Source organism: Salinibacterium sp. 10G20-15 (assembly GCF_057365065.1).
In genome coordinates this window covers 1,072,020-1,093,803 of the sequence record NZ_CP195118.1, presented here as the reverse complement: position 1 = coordinate 1,093,803, position 21,784 = coordinate 1,072,020, and the positions used below count along the sequence as shown (strand labels likewise).

Genomic DNA, 21,784 nt, shown 5'->3' with positions numbered 1-21,784 from the left:
TAGCTGCCGAATTAGTCCACTCTAGCCCGAAATACACGAGTGATCTCCGTCGTTATAGCTTCGCCAAGAACGAGCGATTCAACGTCGTGGAGACGCGCTTTGCGAATAACTTTTGCGGCAGCTTCGATCTCTTCAGCGATGCGCGCACCCTTCATGAAAAGCATCTCACCACCCGGCGCCAACAGGTGTTCAGTGGCGGGAATCAACTTCGACAGAGCGGTAACCGCTCGTGCTGTGATCTGAGTGAGCGCTTCTGCATAGGGAGCATCCTGCGAACGAGAGCGATCAACGACAACATTCGTGAGACCCAAGCGAGTGACCTCTGCATTGAGCCAGTCAACTCGGCGTTCCATGGGCTCGATAAGAACGAAATTTACATCGGGGCGAGCGATCGCTAGTACTAGACCAGGAAGCCCCGCACCACTACCAACATCACCGACCAGCCCTGGTCGAAGCAGGGGAGCGACGAGCACACAGTTCACGATATGACGCGACCACAAGCGTGGAACCTCTAGGGGACCGATAAGACCGAGCTCTTCACCTCGAAGGGCCAAGCTCTCGGTATACGCGCGCGCTAAATCGATACGCGGGCCAAATAGCTCAGCCGCAATCTCGGGCTCTTGTTCGAGCACTACTCCGTTGGTCAATGTTTCACGTGAAACTATGAACGAGTAATGACGGTGTGACGGTCGCGGCCTTCACCGCTGGACTGCGAAACAAAACCGCGTTCGGCGACAACGTCGTGGACGAGCTTGCGTTCATACGAGGACATCGGGGGGAGTGCTGCGGAATCAGACCCGGCTTCGATGCGAGCAACTGCCGCATCGACAAGCTTCGCAAGTTCGGCGGCGCGCGCCTCGCGGGATCCACCAATATCCAGAATGAGCCGAGAAAAAGCTCCAGTCTTGTTCTGAACGGCGATGCGGGTGAGCTCTTGTAGAGCCGTAACAGTATCTGGTTTCGACAACAACCGAAGATTCGTGTCTTCACTTGACGTCACTGAAATGTAGGAGCGGCCGGCGCGGGTATCAATCTCAATGTCACCATCGAGGTCCGCTATGTCGAGAAGCTCCTCAATGTAATCCGCAGCAATATCGCCCTCTTCTTCGAGCTGCGCTGTAGTGCGGCTATCACGATCATCTACCGCGGTGGTGTCGACTGCGGCGCTATCGGTGTCAGAAACGTTCGTCATTTCTTCTTTCCCTGCTTCTTCTTTGCACGGTTTTTACTCACGGGTTGCTCCCGTTGCGGGTTCTTTGGCTCTTCGATAATGATCGTGCCGGCATCCGGAAGTTCTTCCACGATGCCTTTACGCTGATTGCGCTTGGCTAGACGAGCCTCGCGCGCGAGTGCGGCCTCACTACCGGGGGTAGGCATATTGCGAATGACCAAGAATTGCTGGCCCATCGTCCAGAAGTTCGAAACCAGCCAGTAGAACATGACCCCGAGCGGGAACGTGAAACCGGAGAAGGCGAAAACGAGGGGGAGTAGGTACAACATGATCCGCTGCTGGCGGTACATGGGGCTTGCCTTCATCTCCGCCGACTGGTTCTTCGACATGATCTGAAGCTGCGTGATGAACTGCGATCCCGTCATCAATATCACCAGGATGACGGCGGTCACGATCACGGCAACGTTACCTTCAGCGGTACTGATCGCTAAGTGCAACGGCGCAATATCGAAGAGCGAGGATGTACCGAAAGACTCCGCGAGGTCCGCGTTCAGTAGACCGACACCAGCAGGGTGATCCTCTAGCTGTGCTTCACGCAGCACCGAGAAGAGACCAAAGAAGATTGGCATCTGAAGCAAGAGAGGAAGGCACGAGCTAAAGGGGTTAGTTCCCGCCTTCTTATACATTTCCATGGTTTCGCGGGACATCGCCTCGCGAGAAAACTGATCCTTCTTACCTTTGTACTTGTCTTGGATCTTCTTGAGTTGCGGGGCTACCTCCATCATGCGCCGCTGACTCTTGATCTGCCGCACGAAGACGGGAATGAGAGCTGCCCGAACCACCAATACCAGGCCAACAATCGAGAGAACCCACGTAAGTCCCGCATCTGGGTCCATACCGAAGAACGTGATGATCTCGTGGAACGCAACGAGAATCGCCTCGATAACCCACTTGATGGGCCAGAGCAGACTGCTAAAGAAAGCGAAGAAGTCCATGAAGTGGTTAGCCCCTTTCGTGGCTTGCGGCTACAACAAAGCCGAACCGGGTGATCTGGTAGCGGTCATGCCGGCGGGCCGGGATGTCGTCGATTCCACCTTCTGCCCACGGGTGACACCGAAGAATGCGACGGGAGCCAAGCCACACACCGCGGATGACGCCATGCTCCTGAATAGCCTGCAGAGTGTAGTGAGAACACGAAGGGTAGTAACGGCAGACATCACCATAAAGTGGGGAAATCACTGCGCGGTAAACGCGCAAGATAAGAACACAGATGTTTCGCGGTAAGAGCATCGCAAAAGTGCTGACGGAGCTCATGCTTTCACCACGATGCGGTCAATCCCTTCTGCGATCTCAGCCTGTAGCGTAGTCCACTCAGCTTGCGCAGAACCTGCAAGAGCCCGAACAACGATGTCCACGTTCGCATGAATCTCAGGAAGTAAGTGAGCAGAAGCAGCCCTGAGCCTACGACGTACTCGATTGCGAGTAACTGCGTTTCCTACGGCCTTGGAAACAATAAAGCCAAAGCGTGCGCCATGAGACCGCTCGTTGTTCACAATGTGGACAACGCAGTGCGGTGCTGCGAAACGACGACCCCGACGTACAGCCAAACGAAAATCGTTTGGTAACGCGACGCGGTTCGCCTTAGCCAGCACCGGACGGGATTACGCGGAGAGTTCGGTGCGTCCCTTACGGCGACGCGCGCTCAGAATCGCGCGACCGGCACGGGTACGCATGCGAAGACGGAAACCGTGAACCTTCGCGCGGCGACGGTTGTTCGGCTGAAAAGTTCTCTTGCTCATAGCTATATCTCCAAGGCCCAGCTCTAGCGGCCGGGAAGAATTGGTAGGCCCTAAGGCCGGAAGTCAACTGATTAAAACTACGGCGTTAAAGCGGTGCGGTCAAACCGCAGTGCGAAGAACGCAGCATTATCCACACAGAATACATCGGTATTGGTAACGACATGCTGTGGACAACTAAGGTGACTATCGGTGCATAACGGCCAAAAGAGCACAGTATTTCAGCGAGAATAGCTTTACTCACCAGTGGATAAGCCTGTGAGTAATTACGGCAAAGGGATGGGAAAAGAATGTCGGAAACACCCGACCCGACTAAGGGACTGTGGCAAGAAGTCCTGACGCATCTCAACGGTGACGAGCGAATTACCCCGCAACTGCAGGGCTTCGTGAACCTCGTTGAGCCAAAAGGTGTCATGGCCGGCACCCTCTATCTCGAGGTACCCAACGAGCTCACCCGCGGAATGCTCGAACAGCGACTTCGTCAACCCTTCATCGATGCGATCGCAGCACTCGATGACTCGCACGGGGTGAACAATTTTGCGACAGTCGTGAATCCCGAGATTCAACAGGATGCTCTATCCCAGGAACTTCCCCGTACCGAGCAGCCCTATATCGAACCAACTCCTCCCGCGTCCGTCGAAAAAGCTGCTTCCCCTCGCCGCAGCGACTCTCGATTGAACCCCAAGTACAGTTTCGACAACTTCGTTATCGGCGGCTCTAACCGCTTCGCTCATGCAGCCGCTGTCGCAGTGGCCGAAGCTCCCGCCAAGGCATACAACCCGCTCTTCATTTATGGGGGATCAGGTCTCGGTAAAACTCACCTCTTGCACGCAATCGGTCACTACGCCGAGAGCCTCTATCCCGGCATCCGCGTTCGATACGTGAGCTCGGAAGAATTCACCAACGACTTCATCAACTCGATCGCGAACAACCGCGCATCCGTATTTCAGTCGCGCTACCGTGAAATCGACATTCTGCTCATTGACGATATCCAGTTCTTGCAGGGTAAAGACTCCACTCAAGAAGCGTTCTTCCACACCTTCAACACCCTGCATGACCACAACAAACAAGTGGTCATCACGAGCGACCTGCCTCCCAAACATCTCACCGGTTTCGAAGATCGGATGCGGTCGCGCTTCGAATGGGGCCTGATCACGGATGTACAGGCGCCAGATCTCGAAACGCGCATCGCCATTCTGCGTAAGAAAGCGCAGAGCGAGAAGATGCAAGTCGGCAACGACATTCTCGAATTTATGGCCTCCAAGGTCTCATCGAACATCCGCGAACTTGAAGGCACGCTTATCCGCGTGACCGCTTTTGCAAGCCTCAATCGCACAGAAGTCGACATGGCACTGGTTCAAACCGTACTGAAAGACCTCATCACTCTCGACGAAGACAACGTCATTGCACCGGTTGACATCATTAATCACACGGCTGACTACTTCAAACTCACGGTCGATGACCTCTATGGGTCGTCTCGTTCTCAAGCCGTAGCGACCGCACGACAGATCGCGATGTATCTCTGTAGAGAGATGACGAATCTGTCACTGCCCAAAATTGGGCAGCTCTTTGGCAATCGCGATCACACGACGGTCATGTATGCGAACAAGAAGATCACCGAGCTGATGAAAGAACGACGTTCGATCTACAACCAGGTCACTGAACTGACCAGTCGCATCAAACAAAATCACCGTTTCACTCAGAAATAGGGTTTCCCACTTGGGGATAACTTGGGGATAACCTCGTCAACTCGCCGGAAAGATTGTTGATCACAAAAATCTTTCTGTGGAATTGAAAATTCTTGTAACTCCGGTTTCCACGAGCAGTGAGAGTGTTCTCCACGGATCGTCAACAACTCACAAGGATGTAGTTTCCAGTAATTACAAGAATTTCACCGAGTTATACACACAATCCACAGCGGTTAAGAGTGTGACCTTTAAAGAATGAAATGTGAATCCCAAATAACCTGTAGTTCGCAAGTGGACCGGCTGTGCCAGTATTAACGGCCAGAGCGTGATCCGGTTAGGGGTAGTTCATGAAGTTTCAGGTCAATCGTGACATCTTCAGCGAGGCCGTTTCGTTTGCGGTCAAACTGCTGCCGCAGCGCACAACGCTGCCCATTTTGAGTGGAGTCTTAATTGAAGCCACCGATGAGGGTCTGACACTGTCGTCCTTCGACTACGAGGTTTCTGCTCGCACGCAGATCGCTGCTGAAGTTGAAGAGTCTGGCCGCATCCTCGTCTCTGGCAAGCTCCTCGCCGATATTGCCAGCCGCCTCCCCAATGCTCCCGTGCGTTTCAGTACTGATGACAACAAGATCATCGTTGCTTGCGGAACCGGGCATTTCACATTGTCGAGCATGCCCGTCGAGGAGTATCCAAGCCTTCCGCAGATTTCCGACAAGGTGGGGACTCTCAAAGCGGATCTGTTCTCGGCCGCGATCTCGCAGGTTGCCGTTGCCGCTTCGCGCGACGATGTCACCCCGGTCATTACCGGTGTGCAACTCGAGGTTTCTCAAAACAACATCTCGCTGGTCGCGACAGACCGCTACCGCGTTGCCGTTCGCGACATCGAATGGGATGCCGGCGCATCGGGCGTTGAAACCGCCACCGCTCTCGTACCGGCGAAGACGCTGATGGAGGTCGGGAAAACCTTCGGAAATAGCGGAGAAATTTCCGTGGCCATCACGAGCACCGACGAGCGCGAGCTCATCGCCTTCCAAGCAGACAAGAAAACTGTGACGTCGTTGCTCATCAAGGGCAACTTTCCACCGGTTCGCCGACTTTTTCCCGAGACTGTGGATAACTTCGCCGTCATGAACACGGGAGAACTGATCGAAGCTGTTCGTCGTGTTTCTCTCGTGCTCGAACGCGAAGCCGCATTGCGCTTTACGTTCACCGATGAAGGTGTCACGCTCGAGGCGATCGGATCTGAGCAGGCTCAGGCATCCGAAACAATCGATGCGTTCTTGACCGGTGATGAGACGGTCGTCTCGCTGAAACCACAATTCCTCATTGATGGCTTGAGTTCCGTGCACTCTGAGTTTGTGCGCATTTCGTTCACCAAGACAGAAAACCCGAACAAGCCAGGTCCCGTGTTGATCACTAGTCAATCGTCGAAAGACCAACCGGGCAGTGACAACTACAAGTACCTTCTGCAGCCCAATCTGTTGTTGAGGTAGTTCATGACAGACACCACTCACGTCGGAATCATCGGGCTCGGAAAAATGGGCGGCAACATGCGCGAGCGCATGCGAGCTTCCGGTCTCACGGTCACCGGTTACGACCCGAACGCCGAAGTCTCCGATGTTGCCGCACTAACCGACCTCGTGGATGCATTGCCCACACCACGAATCGTGTGGGTCATGGTGCCTTCTGGGCACATTACCGACTCGGTAATTAGCGACGTAGCAGCGCTTCTTGAGCCGGGCGATCTCGTCATCGATGGCGGAAACACCCGTTTCACCGATGACCAGCTGCACCGAGACCAGCTAGCTGAATTAGAGCTTAACTTCGTGGATGTCGGAGTTTCGGGCGGAGTGTGGGGCCTCGAAAACGGGTACGGGCTTATGGCCGGCGGCGAAAAAGCTGACATCGAGCGTGCGATGCCGATATTCGACGCGCTTCGCCCTGAAGGCCCTCGCGATGAAGGATTCGTGCATGCTGGCCCCGTTGGCGCTGGGCACTACGCGAAAATGGTTCACAACGGCATCGAATATGCGTTGATGCAGGCCTGGGCTGAAGGATTCGAACTGCTCGAAAGTCGCAAAGACCTCATCCAAGACGTTCCCGGAACATTTAAAGCCTGGCAACGCGGCACGGTCGTTCGATCATGGTTGCTCGAACTCCTGGTGAAAGCAATAGAAGAAGATCCCGAGTTCGCTGACATCGCCGGTTACGTCGAAGATTCGGGGGAGGGCCGGTGGACAGTGCACGAAGCACTTAATCAGGCCGTTGCTGTCCCTACTATCAGCGCGGCAATCTTCGCCCGCTTTGTGTCTCGTCAAGAAGACTCGCCGTCGATGAAGGCCGTCGCTGCTCTCCGCAATCAGTTTGGCGGGCACAGCGTCCGCAAGAGCTAAGCTCTGCTGGCAATGCGCGTCACTCACGTCGAACTCAAAGATTTTCGAAATTACAAAGAGCTCACTCTCGAGCTCGGTGCTGGGCCAACTCTCATTGTCGGATCGAATGGCCAGGGCAAAACAAATTTGGTCGAGGCACTCGGATTTCTGAGCACCCTCGGATCGCATCGAGTCTCCACCGATCATGCAATGGTGCGCCAAGCAATGGATGCCGCGATCATTCGAGCTCGTCTCGAACACAACGATCGCACGTTCTTGGTCGAAGTGCAGATCAACCGTTCCGGGGCCAATCGTGCTCAGATTAATCGTTCCGTCATCCGCACCCGAGAACTACCACGATACTTTTCGAGTGTTCTCTTTGCTCCCGAAGATCTCGCTCTCGTTCGCGGTGAACCGTCCGGCCGCCGACGTTTCATTGATGACCTCCTTGTGTTGCGGTCACCCCGCTTCAGCGGAGTGATGAGTGATTACGAGCGCGTCGTGAAACAACGGAACATGCTGCTCAAATCGGCCCGTGCATCCGGCGTTCGTGACACACAGTTGAGCACCCTTGAGGTGTGGGATGAACGGCTTGTCGCTTTCGGTTCAGAAATCATCAGTGCTCGAAGCGCGCTCATCGCCGATCTCAGCCCTGAAGTGGCCCGCGCGTACGAGCGCATCGTGGGCGCAGATCATGGCGCATCCCTTGCGAACTCATTGAGCATCATTTCGCGACAGGATGATCCGGACAATGCTGTCGCTACCAACGCCGTCGGCGAAATAATTTCGGTCGCTGACGCGACGTCAGCATTCACGGCCGCCCTCGCTTCCGTACGAAAAGCTGAACGTGATCGTGCAATCACTCTGGTTGGCCCGCACCGCGACGACCTAATTTTCGGACTCAACGGCTTGCCGGCTCGAGGCTATGCCAGCCACGGCGAATCGTGGTCATTCGCGCTGGCGCTCAAACTGGCATCCGCTGAGCTGTTGCGTCGCGATTCATCGGCCGGTGACCCAGTGCTGATCTTGGATGATGTGTTCGCCGAACTCGACCAGTCGCGTCGCGAACGATTGGCAAGTTCGATCTCCGGATTCGAACAGGTACTGATCACGGCCGCTGTATTCGGAGATGTTCCTGAAGAACTCGCAGCCAACGTGGTGCGCATCAAAGCGGGCGAGGTGATCGTCGGTGAATGAGCGCGATCCCAACATTGACGAACACGTCGCCGTTTATCTGAGATTTCGCGATGTCTTTGGCGACGCCACGAAACGTTCGTATATGGCGCGAAAGCGCAACAAGAAGGAGCCCGGAACCAGTGTTCCCTTTGCTCCAGGCCGCGATCCGCACGGATTAGGCGATGTGATGGACAGCCTCACTTCCACTATGGGATGGAAGTCCCCGCTTGCTCGTTCGGAACTCATTCTGGCGTGGACCACGATCGTCGGCGCTGAAACAGCGGAGCACTCCGAACCGGTAGGAATCGAAGAAGGAGTACTTACCATTCGGTGCGATTCCACAGCGTGGGCGACACAGCTGCGACTGATGCGTGGACACATCACCACGACGATTGCCCAACAGTATCCAGAAGCGGGTGTAGAAACGGTGCGCTTCGAAGGCCCCAACGCCCCTTCATGGAAAAGAGGCCCCAGATCAATTCCAGGTAGGGGCCCGCGCGATACTTACGGTTAGGGAGACAAAATAGGTCACGCTGCTAAAGAAACTCCCGCAGAACGCGATTTGACCGTCGCGACCGCTCGGAATTTGTTAGAATCTCAGGAGCCGTCGGACGCACCTCCTTGTGGAGTTATCCGCTCTGAATGGCCTGTGTGAACTAGCGGCAGGAGCCTAACTTCAGATGACATCGACGCCCGAGAACGACGTGCCCGAGAGCCAAATTACCGCCAACGGTCATGTTGCCGCTGATAGCTATGGCGCCGACCAGATTCAGATCCTCGAGGGTCTTGAAGCTGTGCGCAAGCGCCCCGGTATGTACATCGGTTCCACCGGGCCTCGCGGCTTGCACCACCTGGTTTATGAAGTCGTCGACAACTCTGTTGATGAAGCCCTCGCCGGCTACTGCGACACCATCAATGTGTGGATTCGCAAAGATGGTTCCGTTCGAGTCCGCGATAACGGCCGCGGCATCCCCGTCGACCTCAACCAACAAGAGCAGAAGTCGACGGTTGAAGTTGTCATGACGATCCTGCACGCAGGGGGAAAGTTCGGCGGCGGCGGCTACGCCGTATCGGGTGGACTCCACGGTGTGGGTATCTCCGTTGTCAACGCGCTGTCGGAGAAAGTCGAAACCGAAGTTCGTCGACAGGGCCACGTGTGGCGTATCGGATTTGAGAACGGCGTGCCTACGGGGCCCTTGACTCAGGGCGAAAGTTCCGACGAAACAGGAACCCAACAAACTTTCTGGCCGAGCAAAGACACGTTTGAGACCGTCGAGTTCGATTTCGAGACGCTCCGCGCCCGCTTCCAGCAGATGGCCTTCCTCAACAAGGGGCTCCGCATCACGATCTCCGATGAGCGTGGCGAAGAAGAAGTCACTGAGAGCTACATGTACGAGCGTGGCCTTGTTGACTATGTCGAGTACTTGAACAAGGCCAAAAAGAACGAGCTCATTCATCCGGATGTCATCGCGTTCGAATCAGAAGATACCGAGAAGAAAATCTCGCTCGAAGTCGCGATGCAGTGGACCGGAGGATACTCCGAAAGTGTTCATACCTACGCGAACACCATCAACACTCACGAGGGTGGAACCCACGAAGAGGGCTTCCGCGCTGCGTTGACCACTCTTGTCAACCGCTACGCGCGCGAAAAAAACATCATCAAGGAAAAGGACGACAACCTTTCCGGCGACGACGTTCGCGAGGGGTTGACCGCCGTCATCTCCATCAAACTCGGTGAACCTCAGTTCGAAGGCCAAACCAAGACCAAGCTCGGCAATACCGAAGCGAAGGCCTTTGTTCAGCGCATCGCCGGTCAACAACTCGGTGATTGGTTCGATCGCAACCCTTCTCAGGCCCGCGATGTAATTCGCAAGGCGATTCAGGCATCGCAAGCGCGACTCGCTGCTCGCAAGGCTCGCGAGCAGACTCGACGTAAGGGCCTGCTTGAATCGAGCGGAATGCCCGGAAAGCTGCGGGATTGCTCGAGCAAGGATCCTTCGCTCTCCGAGATTTTCATGGTTGAGGGTGACTCGGCTGGCGGCTCCGCCGTTCAGGGCCGTAACCCCGAGTTCCAGGCGATTCTTCCGCTGCGAGGCAAAATCCTGAACGTCGAGAAGGCGCGTCTTGACCGTGCCCTCGGCAATGCCGAAGTTCAGGCCATGATCACCGCTTTCGGTGCCGGAGTCGGCGAAGACTTCGACCCCGAGAAGGCTCGGTATCACAAGATCGTTTTGATGGCCGATGCTGATGTCGACGGCCAGCACATCACGACGCTGCTGCTGACCCTGCTGTTCCGCTACATGCGTCCGCTCATTGATCTCGGTTATGTCTACTTAGCTCAGCCGCCGCTGTACCGCCTGAAGTGGAGCAACGCGCAACACCAATACGTCTACAGCGACGCTGAGCGCGATGCGTTAACCGAACTGGGGCTTTCAGAAGGTAAGCGCATGCCCAAGGACAATGGCATCCAGCGTTACAAGGGTCTTGGTGAGATGGACTACAAGGAACTGTGGGAAACCACGATGGACCCCGCCACTCGCACGCTTCTTCAAGTCACCTTGGATGACGCTGCCGCAGCCGACGAAATCTTCTCAACTCTCATGGGTGAAGACGTTGAGTCTCGCCGAAACTTCATCCAGCGCAACGCCAAAGACGTCCGCTTCTTGGACATCTAGCTCTCACCGAGCTCTCGGCGCCCGCACTCGCGACAGATACAGACTGGAACTGAAATTCAATGGCTGACGAAGAAACTCCGAAGAAGACCTTCGAGGACGCACCCGTAGACGAGCGTCACGACAAGATCAACCAGGTTGATCTCCAACTGGAAATGCAGCGTTCCTACCTCGACTACGCCATGAGCGTCATCGTGGGGCGTGCGCTTCCTGAAGTGCGCGATGGTCTCAAGCCCGTGCACCGTCGGGTGATCTACGCGATGTATGACGGCGGCTACCGTCCCGACAAGGGGTTCTCCAAGTGCACCCGTGTCATCGGCGACGTGATGGGCCAGTTCCACCCGCACGGTGACTCGTCGGTCTACGACGCACTCGTTCGTTTGGTTCAGCCGTGGAGCCTTCGCTACCCACTGGCGCTGGGCCAGGGAAACTTTGGTTCACCCGGAAATGACGGCGCTGCGGCTCACCGTTATACCGAAACCAAAATGGCCCAACTTGCCATGGAAATGGTTCGGGACATCGAGGAAGAAACTGTCGACTTCCAAGACAACTACGACGGTCGCACGCAGGAACCTACGGTTCTGCCGAGCCGTTTCCCCAATCTTCTCGTCAACGGATCGGTCGGTATCGCGGTCGGTATGGCCACGAACATTCCGCCGCACAACCTGCGCGAAGTGGGAGAGGGTGCCCTCTGGCACCTTGCCAATCCCGACGCGACTCGTGAAGAGCTCGTCGAAGCACTCATTCAACGCATCAAGGGACCGGACTTCCCGACGGGCGCACAGATTCTTGGCGTCAAAGGAATTCAGGATGCCTACCGTACGGGTCGCGGATCGATCACGATGCGTGCCGTGGTCAACGTCGAAGAGCTGCAGGGTCGTACCTGCCTCGTCGTCACCGAACTGCCGTACCAAGTAAACCCTGACAACCTGGCACTAAAAATTGCCGACCTCGTCAAGGATGGCAAACTCGCCGGCATTGCCGACATCCGTGATGAGACGTCGGGCCGCACCGGTCAGCGTCTTGTCATCGTGCTCAAGCGCGACGCGGTGGCCAAAGTTGTTCTCAACAACCTTTACAAGCACACTCAGTTGCAGGAAAACTTCGGCGCAAACATGCTTGCGATCGTCGACGGCATCCCGCGTACGCTCTCGATCGACGGTTTCATCACTGAGTGGGCCACCCACCAGATCGACGTGATTGTTCGCCGTACCGAGTTCCGTTTGCGTAAGGCCGAAGAGCGTGCTCACATTTTGCGTGGCTATCTCAAGGCGTTGGATGCACTCGACGAGGTCATTGCACTCATTCGGCGTTCACCTACCGTCGACGATGCCCGCAACGGCCTCATCGAGCTGCTCGACATCGACGAAATTCAGGCCCGCGCAATTCTTGACATGCAGTTGCGTCGCCTTGCCGCGCTCGAACGTCAAAAGATTATTGATGAACACGACGAAATCGAAGCGCAAATTGTCGATTTCAAGGCGATCATTGCCAGCAAGGAACGTCAAAGCAACATCGTCAGTGAAGAACTGACTGAACTCCTCGCTAAGTATGGCGACGATCGTCGCACCGAAATCATGATGGGTTTCGACGGCGACATGAGCATGGAAGACCTCATCCCTGAGGAGGAGATGGTGGTCACGGTCACGCGCGGCGGTTACGTCAAGCGCACGCGCAGCGACAACTACCGCAGCCAGCACCGCGGCGGCAAAGGCGTCAAGGGCGCGCAGCTGCGAGCGGATGACGTGGTCGACCACTTGTTTGTCACTACTACTCACCACTGGTTGCTGTTCTTCACCAACACCGGTCGCGTGTACCGTGCGAAGGCTTACGAACTGCAAGAGGGCGGCCGCGACGCGAAGGGTCAGCACGTAGCCAATTTCTTGGCGCTGCAGCCGGGTGAAGAAATTGCTCAGATTCTCGACATCCGTGACTACGAGCAGTCAACGTACCTTGTGCTTGCCACGCGAAATGGTCTCGTCAAGAAGACGGCCCTCGCTGAATACGATACGAATCGCAGCGGTGGAATCATCGCCGTCAACCTGCGCGAGGGCGATGAACTCGTTTCGGCAATGCTCGTGGAGAGCACGGACGATGTCTTGCTCGTATCTCGCAAGGGAATGTCGATTCGCTTCACGGCATCCGATGAAGCCCTGCGTCCCATGGGTCGTTCGACCTCGGGTGTCATGGGCATGAGCTTCCGTGAAGACGACCAGTTGCTGAGCGCCAGCGTTGTTCCCGAGAGTGGTTTCGTCTTTGTGGTCACCGAGGGTGGCTTCGCGAAGCGTACTGCCGCGGACCAGTATCGCGTTCAGGGCCGTGGTGGTTTGGGTATCAAGGTTGCCAAACTCGACGGAACTCGCGGAGATTTGGCGGGTGCTCTCATGGTGGGGGATGAGGACGAAGTTCTTGTGGTTCTCGCCAGTGGCAAGGTGGTACGCTCTTCTGTCGCTGAGGTTCCGGCCAAGGGCCGTGACACGATGGGCGTTGTCTTCGCTCGTTTTGCAGCGGAAGACAAGATCATTGCAATCGCACGAAATAGCGAACGAAATCTAGACAACAAAGAACTTGAAGCTGGGGACGATAGTGTTCCGAGTGAAGATGCCCCTGCTGGGAAGGACGAGTCGGTAGATGAGTAGTGTCGCAGAGAAGCTGCAGCGCAAGTCGCAGCGCCAAACATCAGTCAAACAGGTTCGCCTCAAGCTGGTGTACATCGATTTCTGGTCGGCCGTGAAGTTCTCGTTCCTCGTGGCCGTGTCGCTCGGCATCGTTCTTGTGGTGGCATCGCTCCTGATTTGGATCGTTCTCAACTCCACTGGAATTTTTGGAAAGCTCGACGAGATCTTCCGCGACGTTTTGAGTGATGAAACTTTCAGCGTTGCGACGAGTTTCTCGCTGGGGCAGGTCGCCGGGTTCTCGTTTGTAGTCGCAATTCTCAATGTTCTCGTGGGTACTGCACTCGGTGCGATTGCGAGTATGCTTTATAACTTCAGCGTGCGACTGACCGGTGGAATCCTCGTGGGTTTCACTAACAACTAGTCGATTACGCCAAACGGGCAGAATGCGGTACTCTCGTATCTGCCCAACGGGGGTATAGCTCAGGCGGTTAGAGCGCTTCGCTGATAACGAAGAGGTCCGTGGTTCAAGTCCACGTACCCCCACTGGAATTTCCACAAGAAGTTCCTCAACTGGGGCCTTAGCTCAATTGGTAGAGCGCCTGCTTTGCAAGCAGGAGGTCAGGGGTTCGATTCCCCTAGGCTCCACAGCACGACAACAAAAACCCCGGCCAGTTATCTGGTCGGGGTTTTTGCGTATCCGCGCTCCGCCGTCGCGTTCGCCAAGCCCTTGCACCGAACTCTGAAGCCAACTCCGCGATAGCGTTGATTACATATTAATGTTAGCGTCGCTATCATGGATGCGAAACTCACGATCATCGAGGCCGCAGCGCGATTGCTGGCTCAGTCTGCCGACGGCGATATCTCCACACGGGCGGTGTGTGAGGCATCCGGGATTCAACAACCCGCCTTGTATCGAATCTTCGGCGATAAAGCCGCCCTGCTTGAAGCAACTGTTGATCACGTGTGGAACAAATATCTGAGCATGAAGCGGGCAGCGGAGGCCTCGAGTGACCCGCTTGCCGATCTTCGCCGGGGCTGGGATGGCCACACCGCCTTTGCGCTCGCCAACCCGAACGCCTACAGGCTGCTCTTCGGCTCAAACGCGGTTGCGCGGGCAGAGTCTGGCACCGAGGCTGTTCGGCTCCTGCAGGGCGTCCTAGAGCGTCTGGCGGCCCAAGGACACCTGCGGGTGACACCCGAGGTCGCCGCGCAGCACGTGATGGCCGCAAACAGCGGTGTAGCGCTTGCCATGATTCTGCGACCGGAGCAGAGCGACGACCCGCAGCTCTCCGAGCGAATGCGGGAGAGCGTCATCCATTCGATCCTTGTCGGTGGGGGAGTGGGCGAGCCATCGACCCCCGCTGGCCTGGCTGCGAAGGCTGAGGGTGCATCTGGCTCCAAATCAGAGGCGGTCGTGGCCGCGGCGATCACGCTGCGTGCGGCGCTACCCCGGCTGGATGCGCCGATCTTTACCGGCGCCGAGCAAACGCTCCTCGATGAGTGGCTCGCCCGATTCAACACAGACGACACCGTTTCGACAGTCGAAGGAGCACACTCATGACATACAACGCGGAAAACAGGCACAGTCGGGAGCACGCGACAGCGGATGCTCTCCAGACCGACCGGGAGTCCTCGGAGCGGGTTGCGCTTGTGTTCGGTGGTTCCGGCGGTATCGGTCGCGCGGTGGCGTTGCGTCTTGCGCACGATGGCATGGCAGTGGCCGTTCATTACAGCGGGAATGAGATCGGAGCCCTCGACATGGTGAAAGAGATCATTGCTTCGGGTGGTCGCGCTCTCGCGGTAAGCGGTGACGTCGCAGACGACCGCGACGTAGCTGGCGCGTTCACTGCCGTCGAAGCGGAATTCGGCGGAGTCGATGTGGTCGTGAACACTGCCGGCATCATGACCCTGGCGCCAATTGCCGAGCTCAGCCTTGATGACTTCGATCGGATGCACCGCACAAATGTTCGCGGAACGTTCGTCGTCTCGCAGCAGGCCGCCCGTCGAATTCGCGCCGGGGGAGCCATCATCAACTTTTCGACCTCGGTCACCCGCACGCAGTTTCCCAACTACGGGGCATACTCGGCGAGCAAGGCGGCGGTGGAAAGCCTGACCTTGACGCTGGCACGCGAGCTTCGCGGCCGAGACGTGACGGTCAATGCGGTTGCTCCGGGGCCGACGGCAACCAGCCTCTTTCTTGACGGCAAGGATGACGCGACGATTGAACGGCTCGCGCAGGCGACTCCGCTCGAGCGACTCGGGCAGCCTGAGGACATTGCCGAGGTTGTGGCATTCCTGGCAGGCCCTGCGCGGTGGATGAACGGGCAGGTAGTTTTCGCTAACGGCGGGCTTGCCTAGCCCCTCCTTCAACGACAAAACAGTTCTGGCCCGATTCACAAGAACCGGGCCAGAACTGTTTAAGAGGTTGTGGCTACACCGCAGGCGGTGAGCAGCAGAGAGAAATTAGGCAGTCTCTGCTTCGTCGTCAATCCACAGGTCATCGTCTGCGCGAAGCGTTTGCCAAGCGGCGTAGGCGACGCCGGCAGCAGCTACTACGCCGACACCGATGAGGATGTAGCGGCCGAAGCCAGCCGACTTCGGCTGAGGCTTAACAAGGCCAGTCTTTTCGCCCGCGGTTGCCGCGAGTCCGGAGACGCGAGCGAAGGCATCCCGAACCTGCTGATTCTTAGCTACCTCGAGCGCTGCGAGAGCTGTACCGAGCGCCGAAGTGACCGCAGGCAGTACGTCGCCCTTAATCTTGGACTTAGTGCTGTGCGCAGCCGAGCGCGCGCCGGCAACTGACGAGGAAACAACGGGCTTCACCCGAGTATCGATCGTGTTGTGAATCTTGGGGCTTACTTCTTCACGAGCGTAGTTGGCGGCTTGCTGGCTCGCCTCTCGGACGACGGCAGATGCATGGTCGAGCAGCTCTTTCTGGTCATGCCACAGGTCTTCAGCTTGACCTTTCAAGCGCTTGAGTTCTTTCCGGCGTTTGCGAGTTAGTGCCACGGGAAACCTCCAAAGATGGTCGAACGGTGACTCCATACTGCCACGGTGCCTTCCGAGTCCGCACTGCTTTACCTGTGAGCAGGCTGAAGAACTGGTATCTGAGGCTCAGCTTCGCTATGTAAGAATTGACGCTATGTCTCAACACACCGCAGTTGCCACGATCAAGACAAACCACGGAGAAATCCGTCTCAACCTCTTCGGCAACCACGCGCCGAAGACCGTTGCCAATTTCGTCGGTCTCGCCAAGGGCGACATCGAATGGACTCACCCCGCCACCGGTCAGAAGACCACCGCACCTCTTTACGACGGTGTCATCTTCCACCGCATCATCAAGCAATTCATGCTTCAGGGTGGAGATCCCCTGGGTAAGGGCATCGGCGGCCCAGGCTACAACTTCGACGACGAAATCCACCCCGAGCTCGACTTCTCGGCTCCCTACATCCTCGCCATGGCAAACGCCGGCACGCGCGGTGGCAAGGGAACCAACGGTTCGCAGTTCTTCATCACCACGGTCGCTACTCCGTGGCTCCAGGGCAAGCACACCATCTTCGGTGCGGTTGCTGATGAGGAGTCGAAGAAGGTTGTTGACGCCATTGAGGCCGTCGACACCGACGGTAGCGACAAGCCCCTCACCGACGTTGTCATTGAGAGCGTCACGATCGACGAGGTCTAACCTTCGTGACCACATCGCCGGATGCCAGCGGTAATTACTGCTATCGGCATCCAGACCGGCAAAGTTTCACTCTCTGCCAACGATGTGGGCGTACTGTATGCCCCAGCTGCCAAACGCAGGCAGCTGTGGGCGTACACTGCCCTGAATGCGTCAAGGAAGCCCGCGCTAATGGGCCAAAGCGCAAGCCAGTCTTAGTTCGCGCGTCTCGCGCCTCGCGAGGCAAACCGGTAGTCACTTACACCCTCATGGCCTTGACTGGCCTGATTTTTCTTCTTCAGTTGATCCCCGGCTTAGGTGTTACTCAGGCGCTTGTTTACTACCCGCCGCTGACTGAGTTCGAACCGTGGCGGATGATAACGTCGGCGTTCTTACACTCCACGAACAGTGTTTTCCACATCGGATTCAACATGTTCACGCTCTTCATTTTCGGGCGTGCTTTGGAGCTACCGCTGGGACGAGCTCGCTTCATCGCGCTGTATCTCGTGAGCGCACTGGGCGGCTCGGTTGCGGTGTTGCTTCTCGCTCCCGGTTCCGTTGTGCTCGGAGCATCGGGAGCAATCTTTGGCATCGTTGCCGCGTTCTTTGTTATTCAGCGGCGCATGGGAGTGAATAACCGCGTTCTTCTCATCGTTCTCGCGGTGAACTTAGTCGCAGGCTTTATTCCCGGACTTAACATTTCATGGCAGGCGCATGTGGGTGGACTGATCACCGGTGCGGTGCTTGCCCTGGTCTTCCTTCGGCAGCGCAACAAGGCATCCGCGAACGCAGAAATTGCCCTTGTTGCCCTCGTCGTTGCCGCCCTCATCAGTCTGACTTTGGTGCGGATCTTCGTTCTATAGGTGACTAAAAGTTATCCACAGGTTTATTAACACTGGGTATAACTACACGCGTGTAATTTCTAGCGCCACCGGGTTGTCATCAGGAATCCGATGAAGAGAATGCCAAAGCCGACGAGGATGTTCCAGCTGCCTAGCGATGCAACAGGCAGCTGCTGGTTGCTGACGTAGAACACAATGATCCAGGCGAGCCCGATCAGCATGAAGCCGAACATGACGGGCTTAAACCAGACCGGATTGGGGGCGTCTTCAGCGGGACGCGACGGTGACTTTTCTGCAGAATTACGGGCCATGGGTGAGATTCTAGCGCGAAGCCCCTGAGTGACGATCGGTTGCGCGGAAACGCACGGAAGACTGCGGATAGAATTGCGCCTATGGTTCTCGAAGACGGCCGCCGACCGCGGCGCAGTGCGAAAGCCCACCGCCCTGTCTCCTTCATTGGAATTCTCGGCGAAATCTTCATTACCGCCGGCGTAGTCGTGCTGCTCTTCTTGGTCTGGCAAACCTGGGTGAACAACATATTCGTCAGCAATACACAGCGTGACGAAGCCGTTGAGCTGAGCCAAGAGTGGAACAAGGGCGAGGCCGTAAAGCTCGCGCCCGACGAGCGCGCCGATCCCGGTGTACCGGTCGTGGATGAGGCTCCGGCACGTGCTGAAGTGTTCGGTACCCTGATCGTTCCGCGTTTCGGTGCTGACTACACGCGACCCATCGCCGAGAGTGTCAGCCTCGAGCAGGTACTCAATACTCGCGGTGTCGGACACTACACGGGCACCCAGATGCCCGGTGAGGTCGGCAACTTTGCTGTCGCCGCACACCGCACCGGGTGGGGAGATCCCTTCTACGACATCAATAAGCTGCAGATCGGCGACAGCATTTACGTCGAAACTGAAGCTGGCTGGTACCGCTACGTGTTCCGCTCTCTGGAATATGTGATGGCATCAGGTGTTGGAGTCCTGAACCCAGTCCCGCAGTTCGAAGGCGCCGCCGCGAGCGACCGCATCATGACGCTCACGAGCTGCAACCCCATTCACACGGCCGATGAGCGGATTATCGCCTACGCGGTGTATGACACGTGGTATCCCCGCGCAGAGGGAGCTCCCTCTGAGATCGCCGCGATCGCCCAAAACCTCGAAGGAGCTGGCTAATGTATGCAGCACTCTGGCGTGTTCTTCCCGGCCCAGCCCTCGTGCGGGTTCTGCTTCTGCTGGTCTTGGCAGCAGCCGTTGTTGCCGTGCTCTTCGCGTGGGTGTTCCCGTGGGTTCTGCCCCTGGTGACCCCACTGGATGCGACGGTGCAACAGTGACCCGCATTCTCGTCGTCGACAACTACGACAGCTTCGTCTACACCCTCAACGGGTATCTTCTCGAGCTCGGCGCCACAACCGATGTTGTACGCAACGATGCTTTCGGCGCGGATGACGCAGCGGAACGTATCGCCGAGTACGACGCCGTTCTACTCTCGCCCGGTCCCGGCACCCCGGCCGACGCCGGCGTGAGCATCCCAATCGTTCATGCCGCGCTTGCCGCGAGCAAACCACTGTTCGGAGTCTGCCTTGGCCACCAAGCGATTGCTGAAGCCTTGGGAGCAACGGTCACTCACGCCGACGAATTAATGCATGGCAAGACTTCGCTGATCGAGCACGACGACAGCCTCATCTTCCGCGATCTACCGCAGCCGTTCACCGCTACGCGCTATCACTCGCTCGCGATTGTGGATGGGACCGTGCCCGAGGAACTCGTGGTGACAGCGCGTACGCCGGGTGGGGTGATCATGGGTGTTCAGCACGCAACGCAACCGGTGTACGGAGTGCAGTTCCATCCGGAGTCTGTGCTTACTCAGGGCGGCTACCTCATGTTAGGAAATTGGCTTTCCGAGATCGGTATGCCTGAAGCCCCGGCCCTTGCGAAAACGCTCACGCCGCTAGTGCACCACTAGCCAATGTTCAGCGAATGCGAATACGAATAGTTCGCAACAGCGTTATTCACCGGCGCAGTACTGAAGCGTGATCTCGGACTTCTGAGGCTGATCGCCCACAATCGACTGGTAACTCACGACATTGCCTGAGCACCCGAAGTCAGCACTGAGCCTCACACTCAGTTGAATACCGGTGAGAGTGCTATTGGCTTCGCCGATGTCTTTACCTGTGACATCGGGGACTTGTACAAGACCGTTCGAGACAACGAGGTTCACCGTCTCACCCTCGCGAATGATTTCACCGTCAGAGTTTCGCTCGGCGTCACCGCGCGGGTCAGAACTGATTACGGTTCCCTTTTTGAGGTTGGGTGAGTAGGTCTGCGAAGTGGAGCCATAAACGAGGCCGGCTGACTCAAGTAGCTTGATGGCAGCGTCCTCTTGCATGTTTGCCACATTGGGAACGGTCACAGGGGTGCGGCCGAGTGATACCACCACTTGGACTTCGAAACCGAGGGATACCGTTTGGCCAGGGCCAGGATCCGTGCGGATGATGACACCTTCTTCGACGGTTTCGCTCGCCTGATTCACGCGCTTGGGAACTAACTCCAACTCAGTCAGTAGCGCGGCGCCGTCGTCGTAGGTCATCGCAGCGACATCGGGAATGTCGACGGCACTCGTTCCGCTGAGCTGAGCCGGACTGAGACTGAAAGCCCACACGACGACAGAGACGATGATGACCGCCATGAGGGCGATACCGCCCCAAATCCAGGCGACGGGCGGTCGGTTCTGGGTGCGGGGAGTGCGATCGTTTTCGTCGACGGCGAGTTGGCGGAAGGTAGCATCACTGCCCGCCGTGGAACTCGGGTTAACACCAAAGAGTGTCGCATTGAATTCCGTCGAGGCGAGCTGTTTGCGCTCAGGTACCGAACCCGCGGCAGCAGCCTCGACGTCTGTGCGAAACTCAGCCGCGCTCTGATACCGATCGAAGCGATCTTTCGCGAGTGCACGCAACACAACAGCATCCAGTGCCGGCGATACGGCAGCGGTGGTTGTGCTCGGCGGAACGGGTTCCGAATTAACGTGCTTGTAGGCAACGGCAACGGGGTTCGCCCCGTTGAACGGAGGCTTGCCGGTGAGTAGCTCGAACAGCACGACGCCGGTCGAGTACAGATCGGAGCGAGCATCCACTCCTTCACCGCGAGCTTGCTCCGGCGAGAAGTACTGCGCAGTGCCGACGATGGCACTGGACTCGGCGATGGTAGCGGCAGAATCGGAGACCGCGCGGGCGATACCGAAGTCCATGACCTTCACCTGGCCACCATTGGTGACCATGATGTTGCCGGGCTTGATGTCGCGGTGAACGACGCCGGCGCGATGCGAGTACTCGAGCGCGGTGAGCACTTGCGAAACGATGCGCGCTGCTTCTTCTGGTGCGAGCGGGCCTTCGGCAACGATGTCTTTCAGCAGGCGACCGTCGACGTATTCCATGATGATGAACGGGATGAGCGTCTCATGACCTGAAGCATCAATGACGGATTCTTCACCCGCATCAAAAATACGCACGATGGTCGGGTGCGCCATCTTCGCTGCATCGTGAGCTTCGCGACGGAACCGGGTGCGGAACGCGGGATCGTTGGCGAGCGTCGGCTTGAGTAGCTTGATAGCGACCCGACGCCCGAGCCGTGAATCCATACCGAGGTGAACATCGGCCATACCGCCATGGCCGAGAAGCTCGCCAATCTGGTACCGCCCAGCGAGCTGGCGTACGCCCTGTGCAACGCCTTCGCTCACGTGTTCACTCCTGTTAATGGTCGCGGAAAGTACCGGTTCAGTCTATCGGCTGGGAAAGGTGATTT

At 57.1% G+C, this 21,784-nt stretch carries 24 protein-coding genes and 2 tRNA genes; 17 read left to right on the top strand and 9 right to left on the bottom strand.

The annotated features are described in order from the left end of the window. Positions 1-11 precede the first annotated feature (11 nt). The 6 genes from rsmG to rpmH are packed head-to-tail and all read right to left on the bottom strand — an operon-like array spanning position 12 to position 2,970. On the bottom strand, positions 12-647 hold the full coding sequence (gene rsmG, locus ACR3YK_RS05225) for a 16S rRNA (guanine(527)-N(7))-methyltransferase RsmG (RefSeq protein WP_486176154.1): 636 nt from the start codon (positions 645-647) through the stop codon (positions 12-14). A 14-nt stretch (positions 648-661) separates the two neighbouring features. Further along, positions 662-1,192: a Jag family protein gene (locus ACR3YK_RS05220; protein WP_486176153.1), complete on the bottom strand. Its 531-nt coding sequence runs from the start codon at positions 1,190-1,192 to the stop codon at positions 662-664. After that, the gene (yidC, locus tag ACR3YK_RS05215; RefSeq protein ID WP_486176152.1) at positions 1,189-2,166 is read right to left on the bottom strand and encodes a membrane protein insertase YidC; all 978 of its coding nucleotides are present in this window, start codon (positions 2,164-2,166) and stop codon (positions 1,189-1,191) included. The genes ACR3YK_RS05220 and yidC overlap by 4 nt, the downstream gene beginning before the upstream one ends. A 7-nt stretch (positions 2,167-2,173) precedes the next feature. Next, positions 2,174-2,461: a membrane protein insertion efficiency factor YidD gene (gene yidD / locus ACR3YK_RS05210; RefSeq protein WP_486176374.1), complete on the bottom strand. Its 288-nt coding sequence runs from the start codon at positions 2,459-2,461 to the stop codon at positions 2,174-2,176. Positions 2,462-2,481: 20 nt separating this feature from the next. Next, positions 2,482-2,823, bottom strand: a complete 342-nt coding sequence (rnpA, locus tag ACR3YK_RS05205) for a ribonuclease P protein component (RefSeq protein WP_486176151.1) — start codon at positions 2,821-2,823, stop codon at positions 2,482-2,484. 9 nt (positions 2,824-2,832) lie between these two features. Further along, the gene (rpmH, locus tag ACR3YK_RS05200) at positions 2,833-2,970 is read right to left on the bottom strand and encodes a 50S ribosomal protein L34 (protein WP_022895130.1); all 138 of its coding nucleotides are present in this window, start codon (positions 2,968-2,970) and stop codon (positions 2,833-2,835) included. Between the two features lie 287 nt (positions 2,971-3,257). Here rpmH and dnaA point away from each other — a divergent pair, with 287 nt between their 5' ends. From dnaA to ACR3YK_RS05140, 12 genes are all read left to right on the top strand, one after another. Then, on the top strand, positions 3,258-4,676 hold the full coding sequence (gene dnaA / locus ACR3YK_RS05195; RefSeq protein ID WP_486176150.1) for a chromosomal replication initiator protein DnaA: 1,419 nt from the start codon (positions 3,258-3,260) through the stop codon (positions 4,674-4,676). Between the two features lie 326 nt (positions 4,677-5,002). Beyond that, a complete protein-coding gene (gene dnaN, locus ACR3YK_RS05190) occupies positions 5,003-6,148 on the top strand; it encodes a DNA polymerase III subunit beta (RefSeq protein ID WP_486176149.1) in 1,146 nt (381 codons plus the stop codon). A 3-nt stretch (positions 6,149-6,151) separates the two neighbouring features. Further along, positions 6,152-7,048 (top strand): phosphogluconate dehydrogenase (NAD(+)-dependent, decarboxylating), encoded by an 897-nt coding sequence (gene gnd / locus ACR3YK_RS05185; RefSeq protein ID WP_486176148.1) that lies wholly within the window; start codon positions 6,152-6,154, stop codon positions 7,046-7,048. A gap of 12 nt (positions 7,049-7,060) precedes the next feature. Continuing rightward, on the top strand, positions 7,061-8,224 hold the full coding sequence (recF, locus tag ACR3YK_RS05180) for a DNA replication/repair protein RecF (RefSeq protein WP_486176147.1): 1,164 nt from the start codon (positions 7,061-7,063) through the stop codon (positions 8,222-8,224). Then, complete coding sequence (locus ACR3YK_RS05175) at positions 8,217-8,717, top strand: DciA family protein (protein ID WP_486176146.1); 501 nt, start codon at positions 8,217-8,219, stop codon at positions 8,715-8,717. The genes recF and ACR3YK_RS05175 overlap by 8 nt, the downstream gene beginning before the upstream one ends. Positions 8,718-8,883: 166 nt before the next feature. Next, entirely contained in the window at positions 8,884-10,878 is a 1,995-nt protein-coding gene (gyrB, locus tag ACR3YK_RS05170) for a DNA topoisomerase (ATP-hydrolyzing) subunit B (RefSeq protein ID WP_486176145.1), read from the top strand. A gap of 59 nt (positions 10,879-10,937) precedes the next feature. Next, positions 10,938-13,514: a DNA gyrase subunit A gene (gene gyrA / locus ACR3YK_RS05165; protein WP_486176144.1), complete on the top strand. Its 2,577-nt coding sequence runs from the start codon at positions 10,938-10,940 to the stop codon at positions 13,512-13,514. Then, on the top strand, positions 13,507-13,914 hold the full coding sequence (locus tag ACR3YK_RS05160) for a DUF3566 domain-containing protein (RefSeq protein ID WP_486176143.1): 408 nt from the start codon (positions 13,507-13,509) through the stop codon (positions 13,912-13,914). The genes gyrA and ACR3YK_RS05160 overlap by 8 nt, the downstream gene beginning before the upstream one ends. Before the next feature lie 48 nt (positions 13,915-13,962). Beyond that, positions 13,963-14,036, top strand: a tRNA-Ile gene (locus ACR3YK_RS05155). Positions 14,037-14,065: 29 nt separating this feature from the next. Continuing rightward, positions 14,066-14,138, top strand: a tRNA-Ala gene (locus tag ACR3YK_RS05150). 148 nt (positions 14,139-14,286) lie between these two features. After that, positions 14,287-15,054, top strand: coding sequence for a TetR/AcrR family transcriptional regulator (locus tag ACR3YK_RS05145; protein ID WP_486176142.1), 768 nt, complete (start codon positions 14,287-14,289; stop codon positions 15,052-15,054). Next, positions 15,051-15,851, top strand: a complete 801-nt coding sequence (locus tag ACR3YK_RS05140; protein WP_486176141.1) for an SDR family oxidoreductase — start codon at positions 15,051-15,053, stop codon at positions 15,849-15,851. Before ACR3YK_RS05145 ends, ACR3YK_RS05140 begins: the two co-directional genes overlap by 4 nt. A gap of 105 nt (positions 15,852-15,956) precedes the next feature. Here the strand turns inward: ACR3YK_RS05140 and ACR3YK_RS05135 are convergent, their stop codons facing one another. Beyond that, positions 15,957-16,502 carry a hypothetical protein gene (locus ACR3YK_RS05135; RefSeq protein WP_486176140.1) on the bottom strand — a complete coding sequence of 182 codons (546 nt, stop codon included), beginning with the start codon at positions 16,500-16,502 and terminating at the stop codon, positions 15,957-15,959. A gap of 133 nt (positions 16,503-16,635) precedes the next feature. Between ACR3YK_RS05135 and ACR3YK_RS05130 the strand changes: the two genes are divergently transcribed. Together ACR3YK_RS05130 and ACR3YK_RS05125 are read left to right on the top strand one after the other, a co-directional pair. Next, positions 16,636-17,175 carry a peptidylprolyl isomerase gene (locus ACR3YK_RS05130; protein WP_486176139.1) on the top strand — a complete coding sequence of 180 codons (540 nt, stop codon included), beginning with the start codon at positions 16,636-16,638 and terminating at the stop codon, positions 17,173-17,175. 245 nt (positions 17,176-17,420) lie between these two features. Next, positions 17,421-18,014: a rhomboid family intramembrane serine protease gene (locus tag ACR3YK_RS05125; RefSeq protein ID WP_486176138.1), complete on the top strand. Its 594-nt coding sequence runs from the start codon at positions 17,421-17,423 to the stop codon at positions 18,012-18,014. Positions 18,015-18,073: 59 nt separating this feature from the next. Here the strand turns inward: ACR3YK_RS05125 and ACR3YK_RS05120 are convergent, their stop codons facing one another. After that, positions 18,074-18,304 (bottom strand): cell division protein CrgA, encoded by a 231-nt coding sequence (locus tag ACR3YK_RS05120; protein ID WP_486176137.1) that lies wholly within the window; start codon positions 18,302-18,304, stop codon positions 18,074-18,076. 81 nt (positions 18,305-18,385) lie between these two features. Here ACR3YK_RS05120 and ACR3YK_RS05115 point away from each other — a divergent pair, with 81 nt between their 5' ends. The 3 genes from ACR3YK_RS05115 to ACR3YK_RS05105 are packed head-to-tail and all read left to right on the top strand — an operon-like array spanning position 18,386 to position 19,949. Next, positions 18,386-19,159: a class E sortase gene (locus tag ACR3YK_RS05115; protein ID WP_486176136.1), complete on the top strand. Its 774-nt coding sequence runs from the start codon at positions 18,386-18,388 to the stop codon at positions 19,157-19,159. Further along, positions 19,159-19,317, top strand: a complete 159-nt coding sequence (locus ACR3YK_RS05110; RefSeq protein WP_486176135.1) for a hypothetical protein — start codon at positions 19,159-19,161, stop codon at positions 19,315-19,317. The genes ACR3YK_RS05115 and ACR3YK_RS05110 overlap by 1 nt, the downstream gene beginning before the upstream one ends. Continuing rightward, a complete protein-coding gene (locus ACR3YK_RS05105; RefSeq protein ID WP_486176134.1) occupies positions 19,314-19,949 on the top strand; it encodes an anthranilate synthase component II in 636 nt (211 codons plus the stop codon). Before ACR3YK_RS05110 ends, ACR3YK_RS05105 begins: the two co-directional genes overlap by 4 nt. 42 nt (positions 19,950-19,991) lie before the next feature. Here ACR3YK_RS05105 and pknB read toward each other — a convergent pair whose 3' ends face one another. After that, on the bottom strand, positions 19,992-21,719 hold the full coding sequence (gene pknB / locus ACR3YK_RS05100; protein ID WP_486176133.1) for a Stk1 family PASTA domain-containing Ser/Thr kinase: 1,728 nt from the start codon (positions 21,717-21,719) through the stop codon (positions 19,992-19,994). Between the last annotated feature and the right edge of the window lie 65 nt (positions 21,720-21,784).

Bases quoted from the DNA above. Each gene is read 5' to 3' on its own strand.
- ACR3YK_RS05220 (WP_486176153.1), bottom strand. From the start codon at position 1,192: ATGACGAACGTTTCTGACACCGATAGCGCCGCAGTCGACACCACCGCG.
- yidC (WP_486176152.1), bottom strand. From the start codon at position 2,166: ATGGACTTCTTCGCTTTCTTTAGCAGTCTGCTCTGGCCCATCAAGTGG.
- yidD (WP_486176374.1), bottom strand. From the start codon at position 2,461: ATGCTCTTACCGCGAAACATCTGTGTTCTTATCTTGCGCGTTTACCGC.
- rpmH (WP_022895130.1), bottom strand. From the start codon at position 2,970: ATGAGCAAGAGAACTTTTCAGCCGAACAACCGTCGCCGCGCGAAGGTT.
- dnaA (WP_486176150.1), top strand. From the start codon at position 3,258: ATGTCGGAAACACCCGACCCGACTAAGGGACTGTGGCAAGAAGTCCTG.
- dnaN (WP_486176149.1), top strand. From the start codon at position 5,003: ATGAAGTTTCAGGTCAATCGTGACATCTTCAGCGAGGCCGTTTCGTTT.
- gnd (WP_486176148.1), top strand. From the start codon at position 6,152: ATGACAGACACCACTCACGTCGGAATCATCGGGCTCGGAAAAATGGGC.
- recF (WP_486176147.1), top strand. From the start codon at position 7,061: ATGCGCGTCACTCACGTCGAACTCAAAGATTTTCGAAATTACAAAGAG.
- gyrB (WP_486176145.1), top strand. From the start codon at position 8,884: ATGACATCGACGCCCGAGAACGACGTGCCCGAGAGCCAAATTACCGCC.
- gyrA (WP_486176144.1), top strand. From the start codon at position 10,938: ATGGCTGACGAAGAAACTCCGAAGAAGACCTTCGAGGACGCACCCGTA.
- ACR3YK_RS05160 (WP_486176143.1), top strand. From the start codon at position 13,507: ATGAGTAGTGTCGCAGAGAAGCTGCAGCGCAAGTCGCAGCGCCAAACA.
- ACR3YK_RS05145 (WP_486176142.1), top strand. From the start codon at position 14,287: ATGGATGCGAAACTCACGATCATCGAGGCCGCAGCGCGATTGCTGGCT.
- ACR3YK_RS05140 (WP_486176141.1), top strand. From the start codon at position 15,051: ATGACATACAACGCGGAAAACAGGCACAGTCGGGAGCACGCGACAGCG.
- ACR3YK_RS05130 (WP_486176139.1), top strand. From the start codon at position 16,636: ATGTCTCAACACACCGCAGTTGCCACGATCAAGACAAACCACGGAGAA.
- ACR3YK_RS05125 (WP_486176138.1), top strand. From the start codon at position 17,421: ATGGCCTTGACTGGCCTGATTTTTCTTCTTCAGTTGATCCCCGGCTTA.
- ACR3YK_RS05120 (WP_486176137.1), bottom strand. From the start codon at position 18,304: ATGGCCCGTAATTCTGCAGAAAAGTCACCGTCGCGTCCCGCTGAAGAC.
- ACR3YK_RS05115 (WP_486176136.1), top strand. From the start codon at position 18,386: ATGGTTCTCGAAGACGGCCGCCGACCGCGGCGCAGTGCGAAAGCCCAC.
- ACR3YK_RS05110 (WP_486176135.1), top strand. From the start codon at position 19,159: ATGTATGCAGCACTCTGGCGTGTTCTTCCCGGCCCAGCCCTCGTGCGG.